The organism is Stenotrophomonas sp. P5_A8, from assembly GCF_056400545.1.
The window spans coordinates 1-5,536 of record NZ_JBFULB010000252.1 but is presented as its reverse complement, the minus strand read 5'-3'; the positions used below and the strand labels follow the sequence as shown (position 1 = coordinate 5,536).

Sequence of the window (5,536 nt, the reverse complement as noted above, 5' to 3'; positions counted from 1 at the left end):
CGGATGTGGGGCGTGCAGGGTGAGCCGGATGAGTTGCATCCCGATGCGGTGGCACCGGGTGTTGCGTATCTGGCGTCGGCGGCGTGCGGCGAGGGTGGCTGGATCCTGCGCGCGAGCAATGGCCAGTTCCATGCCACGCGGAGCGTGGAGGCCGAGGATGTGGCGTATCCGCGCGACCTGCGTGCGGTGCGGGCGGAGAGCATCGAGGATGTCGCCGCGCAGTGGACGGCGATTGCGCGGCCGGCTGTTTGACGACCATGGTGCGGGACTCGCAGTGCCGTTGTGCGTGCATGCCGTCCCGCCGGCACCTGCGTTGCAGCAGTTCCTGCAGGCAGCGGATCTTGCATCGGTCTACACAGCAACGTGGTTGGGATAGATAGGCCCTCGTTCAACGACGGCTCTAGCGGGGCGCGCGCAATACCCGGTCCAGTGCCGCCATGGCGTCGCTGGCCACCGCGGCCGGGTCGCGCGCCTTCATCGCATCATTGAACACCTCCAGGCCAATCGGCCCGGTGTACCCCATGCGCGCAAGTCGCTGCACCAGCGCCGCCACTGGCCAGATGCCGCTGCCGGGCAGGCAGCGTGCGTGTCGGGCCTGCTGCTTCACGGCACCGGGCTGCGGTTGGGTGGTCACATCCGACAGTTGCACCAGCGCGATTCTGTCTGCCGGAATGCCTTGCAGGTCGTCGACGCCACGACCGGCGGCGAACAGATGGAAGGCATCGACCACCAGATCCCGATTGTCGGCATCCACTGCCTGGATCTGTTGCCATGCCGACGGCACGGTGGAATGCAGGTGGCTCCATGCCATGGCCTCGTAGGCGATGCGCAGACCGCGCGCGGAAGCTTGCCCGCAGAGCCAGCGGAGATCGGCAGTGACCTGGTGCGTCTGGCAGTCCGGCGTGGTGCAGGCGGGCACCAGCACCGTGCCGGCACCGACGGCGACGGCCATGTCCAGAAGCAACTGCGCTTCGTCGCGCTTGGCCTCGCGCGTGGCTGCCGGGGCACCGTCGAAATCGAGTAGCACCTGCAGGTCGGTCAGCTGCAGTCCGGTGCGTGCGAGTGCGTCACGTACGGCGTCCACCGAGGCGGCCTGCACGTCCTCGCGCCACAGTTCGACCTGCGCGAAGCCGGCCGCTGCGGCGGCCTGCAGTTTCTGATCGGTGCTGCCGCCGAGCAGTACGGTGTTGAGGAAGCGCGGGCCGGGCAGGAGCGACATGGGTGAGCCGGTGGGGGAGGTGACGCGCCCGATGCTAGCGATGCCACCATGCACTACACGTGCAGACACGCCGCTCAGCGCGTGCGCTTCACCCACGCACGCACCACCAGCGCGATGAGTACGGCGAACACCAGCCAGGAGACCACGTCGAACACGCCGTCGCCGATCAGGGCGCTGACCAGGCCGAGCACGCTAACCGCAGCGATCCAGGCCGGGGCGATGAACGGGCTGCGTGGTGCGGAACGGGGCCGGTTCACGCGGCGGCTCCGGTCCGTGCGGCGCGCTCGAGTTCGCTCACGCGCGCCTCGGTGCTGCCGCGCTTGAGCCACAGGTACAGGCCGGTGACCAGCACGGCGATGGTCAGCAGATCCAGCAGCGCCCACAGGATCTTCAGCGGCAGCTTGCCGTAATCGCCAAAGTGCAGCGGCTGGCTGAGCAGCAGCACGCTCATGTAGACCGGCAGCTGGGGCTGCGCAGTGAGCGTGCCGGTCTGTGCATCGACCAGGACCGGGCGATACAGGCGCTCGGTGAGTGCGCTGTTGCCCTGCATGAACACGCCATAGTGGTGATCGCCGCTATAGCCGGTGCCGGGAAAGCTGACGAAGGCCGGACGCATGCCTGGCTCGGCGGCGCGCGCGGTATCCACCGCAGCCTGCAGCGACGCCAGCGTGGCCGGGCGTGGCTGCCCTGCATAGCGCGCGGCGAATTCGCCCAACTGCTCGCCCTGCCATGCCTGTTCGAGTGGTTTGGCGACGGTGTTGATGGCGCCGGTGATACCCACCACCAGCGCCCAGCCGAGGGTGACGACGCCGAGTACGTTATGCAGGTCCAGCCACGCTAACCGGCGGCTGCGGCCGGTGCGCAGCGTGCCGAATGGCTGCTTGCGCATGAACGGGCCGTACAGCACCAGCCCGGAGACGATCGCCATGGCGAACAGCACCCCCATCGCGCCCATGAACAGCATGCCCGGCAGCCCAAGGAACAGGTCGGTGTGCAGGCGGTAGAGGAAGTACATCACCCCTTCGTTGAACTGCGCGGCCGGCAGTACCTCGCCGGTGATCGCATGCAGCAGCGCGGTGTGCATCTGCGGTGGCGGGGTATCCACGCGTGCACCGGTGTTGACGTAGACGGTGGGCGCATCCGGATCCCAGCCGACGAACAGCGGTACATCGCCGGGATAGCGTTGCAGCGCGGTGCGAACCTGCGCATCCAGATCGCGCGGCACCGCATCGGCTGCGGCGCTGGTGACCTCCGGCTCGCTGAGGTGGGCGATTTCCTCRCCGAAGACCAGCGGCAGCCCGGTGAGGCACAGCAGCAACAGGAACACGGTACAGACCAGGCTGGTCCACTTGTGCACGAGGAACCAGGCGTTGAGGGTGGATCGTTGCATTCGGCTGGCGCGGGGCTGGCGAGGTTGCCGGCGATGGTACGTGATGCGGCCGCGGCGGTCAGCGGTGGCCACGGCGCTGTGGCGGCGGGGGTGCAACGCCGGGAAACAGGTGTTCGGCCATGAAGTCGATGAACACACGCAGCCGCGCGTTGGGTTGGCGATTGCCAGGCCACAGCAGCGAGAACTGACCGGGCTGGCGCGGGTGGTCGGGCAGCAGTTCCTGCAGGCGGCCATCGGCCAGTGCCTCGGCGGCGAGAAAGTCGGGCATCCACGCCACGCCCATGCCGCCGATCGCCGCGGCCAGCAGCGCCTCCATGTTGTTGCAGGTCATCACCGTGACCAGCGCGTCGCCCGCGTCGTCGTCGTGGCCGGGCAGTGACCAGGCCTGCAGCTTGCCGGTGGTCGGGAACCGGAAGCGCACCGCAGGCTGGGTGGCCAGTTGCGTCAGCGTGGCCGGTTGACCGTGCGCATGCAGATGCGCAGGCGCTGCGCACAGGACGAAGTGGAACGGGCCGAGCCGGCGTGCCATCAGGCTGGAGTCGGCGAGCTCGCCGCTGCGGATCACCACGTCCAGCCCTTCGCTGACCACATCGACAAGGCGGTCGTTGAAATCCAGCTCCAGTTGCACGCCCGGGTAGCGCTGCCGGAACAGCGGCAGCAATGGCAACAGGAAACGGTAGCCGATCGTAGGCAGGCCCACCCGCAGCAAGCCGCTGGGCGACTGTTGGCGCTGGCTGAGGTCGGCGCGCGCTTCAGACAGCTCGTCCAGCGCGCGCTTGCAGCGCTGCAGCAGCACCTCGCCTTCTTCGGTGAGGCGCACGCGCCGGGTGGTGCGCTGGAACAGGCGCACGCCGAGGTCCTGTTCGAGCCGGGCCACGCGCTTGCCGACGGTGGAAGGCGACAAGCCAAGGCTGCGGGCGGCGCCCACGAAGCTGGAGGCCTCGGCAGTGCGGACGAAGGCTAGCAGGGCGGTGATCGAGTCCATGTCCGGATCATTACGGAAGAAGTGGCCGTAATCAAACGACTTTGGCGCCATTTATTGCAGATAGCCGCACCCTTATCGTCAATACCCGACTTCGCTGGAAGATCCCATGTCCCTGTTTTCCCTTGAGCCGTCCCGGCGCGATCCGCGCTGGGCCGTGCTGGCCGTATGCCTGGCGGCGCTGGCCTTGCCGCTCTCGTTTTCCGCCGGGGCGGTGGCGGTACCCGTGCTGGCCAGCCGCTTCCCGGGATCGCCCGCGGCGCTGGCCTGGGTCACCAATGCCTTCATGCTCAGCTTCGGCAGCCTGCTGCTGGCCGCCGGTGGTCTGGCCGACCGGCTCGGGCGCCGCCGCCTGTTCCTGTGCGGCACCGGCGGTTTCGTGTTGGCCACGCTGGCGGTGTGCCTGGCGCCGGATCTGCGCTGGTTGGATCTTGCGCGTGGCGCGCAGGGCGTGGCCGCCGCCGCCGCGCTGGCGTCGGGTGGGGCGGCGTTGGCGCAACGCTTCGATGGGCATGCGCGTACCCGGGTGTTTGCGCTGATGGGCACGATGTTTGGTGTCGGCCTGGCACTGGGACCGCTGCTGGCCGGGATGCTGCTGCAGGCGCTGGGCTGGCGCAGCGTGTTCGCCTCGGGCGGGGTGCTTGCGTTGGCGGCGTGGGCGCTGGCCCGGCGGCACCTGGACGAGAGCCGGGGCCAGCACGTGCGCCTGGATGTGGCCGGCATGATCAGCTTCAGCCTGATGCTGGCGGCGTTGACCGTCGCCTTGTTGTTGCTGGGCGAACACGGGCCGCGCTCGCCAGCCGTGGTGGGCGCGTTGCTGGCCACGGCGGTGTTGCTGGCCCTGTTCGTGCGGATCGAGCGCGGCCAGCGGCAACCGCTGCTGGACCTGTCGTTGTTCGCGCAACGCGGCTTCCTCGGCGTGCAGTTGCTGCCGGTGGCGACCTGCTTCGGTTACGTGGTGCTGCTGGTGGTCCTGCCGCTGCACCTGCTGGGCGTGCAGGCGCAGTCGCCGCTGCAGGTGGGCCTGCAGATGCTGGCGCTGTCCGCGCCGATGCTGGTGTTGCCCATGTTGGCCGCCGGCTGGGCGCGACGCTTCAGCGCGGCACGGCTGTGCACGCTGGGCCTGGCGGTGTGCGCGGTGGGCCTGTATCTGTTGTCGCAACGCGCGCTGCATGTGGCGCCCACGCAGTGGTGGCCGGCGATGCTGCTGATCGGTGCCGGCACTGCGCTGCCATGGGGCCTGATGGACGGGCTGTCGGTGAGCGTGGTGCCGGTGCAGCGCGCCGGCATGGCCGCCGGCATTTTCGGCACGGTGCGGGTGGCGGGTGAGGGGATCGCGCTTGCGGCGGTGACGGCCGTGCTGGCTGCGCTGGTGACACACCGTTTGGCGCCGGGTAGCGGTGTGCCGCTGGCGACCCTGGGCAAGGCCGGTGCTTACCTGGCCACCGGTTCGCTGGCGCAGGCGTCGGCCCTGCTGCCGGGGGTGCCGGTGGAGGTACTGCAGCAGGCCAGCCGCGACGCGCTGGTCTGGCTGCTGCGGGGGTTGGCCGCACTCACCGCCGGCAGTGCGTTGCTGGTCTACGCCTTGCTGGGGAGGGAACGGATGCCTGCGGCGGCCAGCGCCGATGGATGAGGCTCAAACCAGCGCATCGGCGATGCAACGGATGCTCAGCCACGCGCCGCCGTCGGGTGCCTCGCCGGTGCGCACGCGGAAGCCGTGCAGGYCGGCGATGGCGGCGACGATCGACAGGCCCAACCCGAAGCCGTCTCCCGGGCCGGTCTCGTCGGTGCCACGGAAGAAGCGCTGGTAGACCAACGCGCGGTCCTGCGGCGCAATGCCGGGGCCATTGTCGATGACATCGATGCGGGTGGCGCCGGCGTCCTCCACCGCGCGCAGCAGGACGCGGCCGTGTTCGGGGGTAAAGCGCAACGCATTGGACAGCAG

6 protein-coding genes and 1 pseudogene are annotated in these 5,536 nt (G+C 69.4%); 2 read left to right on the top strand and 5 right to left on the bottom strand.

Annotated features, from left to right (window positions below):
• Nucleotides 1-252: pseudogene (locus AC1DQP_RS15495) on the top strand (short-chain dehydrogenase); the annotation flags it as partial.
• Nucleotides 253-400: 148 nt separating this feature from the next.
• On the opposite strand, the gene AC1DQP_RS15490 reads toward AC1DQP_RS15495, so the two are convergent.
• The 4 genes from AC1DQP_RS15490 to AC1DQP_RS15475 form a co-directional block, all read right to left on the bottom strand.
• A complete protein-coding gene (locus AC1DQP_RS15490) occupies nucleotides 401-1,219 on the bottom strand; it encodes a sugar phosphate isomerase/epimerase family protein (protein ID WP_457319501.1) in 819 nt (272 codons plus the stop codon).
• Between the two features lie 74 nt (nucleotides 1,220-1,293).
• Nucleotides 1,294-1,476: a hypothetical protein gene (locus AC1DQP_RS15485; protein WP_457319500.1), complete on the bottom strand. Its 183-nt coding sequence runs from the start codon at nucleotides 1,474-1,476 to the stop codon at nucleotides 1,294-1,296.
• Nucleotides 1,473-2,609, bottom strand: a complete 1,137-nt coding sequence (locus tag AC1DQP_RS15480) for a PepSY-associated TM helix domain-containing protein (protein WP_478051950.1) — start codon at nucleotides 2,607-2,609, stop codon at nucleotides 1,473-1,475. The genes AC1DQP_RS15485 and AC1DQP_RS15480 overlap by 4 nt, the downstream gene beginning before the upstream one ends.
• Nucleotides 2,610-2,667: 58 nt before the next feature.
• Nucleotides 2,668-3,594, bottom strand: coding sequence for a LysR family transcriptional regulator (locus tag AC1DQP_RS15475; RefSeq protein ID WP_457320271.1), 927 nt, complete (start codon nucleotides 3,592-3,594; stop codon nucleotides 2,668-2,670).
• Nucleotides 3,595-3,700: 106 nt separating this feature from the next.
• Between AC1DQP_RS15475 and AC1DQP_RS15470 the strand changes: the two genes are divergently transcribed.
• Nucleotides 3,701-5,224, top strand: coding sequence for an MFS transporter (locus AC1DQP_RS15470; protein ID WP_457320269.1), 1,524 nt, complete (start codon nucleotides 3,701-3,703; stop codon nucleotides 5,222-5,224).
• A gap of 3 nt (nucleotides 5,225-5,227) precedes the next feature.
• Here the strand turns inward: AC1DQP_RS15470 and AC1DQP_RS15465 are convergent.
• The coding region (locus AC1DQP_RS15465; protein WP_478051949.1) for a sensor histidine kinase at nucleotides 5,228-5,536 on the bottom strand (309 nt) is incomplete at its 5' end.

What these genes read in the sequence shown, in the direction of transcription:
- AC1DQP_RS15470 (WP_457320269.1), top strand. Translation starts at nt 3,701, where the DNA reads ATGTCCCTGTTTTCCCTTGAGCCGTCCCGGCGCGATCCGCGCTGGGCC.
- AC1DQP_RS15490 (WP_457319501.1), bottom strand. Translation starts at nt 1,219, where the DNA reads ATGTCGCTCCTGCCCGGCCCGCGCTTCCTCAACACCGTACTGCTCGGC.
- AC1DQP_RS15475 (WP_457320271.1), bottom strand. Translation starts at nt 3,594, where the DNA reads ATGGACTCGATCACCGCCCTGCTAGCCTTCGTCCGCACTGCCGAGGCC.